Below are 249 nucleotides of genomic sequence, written 5' to 3'. Positions count from 1 at the left end.
TCACCAGCTGCTGCACGCCGCCTGACCTCTTCCGACCGCCAACGGAGTTCCACCATGCCCACCGTTCCGTTCACGACCCAGGCGCGCGTCCAACGCTTCAAGGATCAGCGCTGGCTGATCGACAAGATCGTAGAGCTGGCCGGTCCCGAGTTCGACCAGACGCGCCTCCACTACTACGCCGCGCCGATGAGTTCCGATTGGGCCGGCGGCGTGATGGGGCTCGCCGGCCAGATCAAGCGCTATGACGAC

Annotated in this window: 1 protein-coding gene; it reads left to right on the top strand. The window is 65.5% G+C overall.

Features of this window, described 5'->3' with window-relative positions:
* Nucleotides 1-54: 54 nt before the first annotated feature.
* The coding region (locus tag CVH10_RS22945; protein WP_146143328.1) for a hypothetical protein at nt 55-249 on the top strand (195 nt) is incomplete at its 3' end.

The sequence above is a fragment of the Halomonas sp. ND22Bw genome (genome assembly GCF_003011945.1).
Classification (GTDB): domain Bacteria; phylum Pseudomonadota; class Gammaproteobacteria; order Pseudomonadales; family Halomonadaceae; genus Halomonas; species Halomonas halophila.
This window is presented reverse-complemented; position numbering and strand designations above follow the sequence as displayed.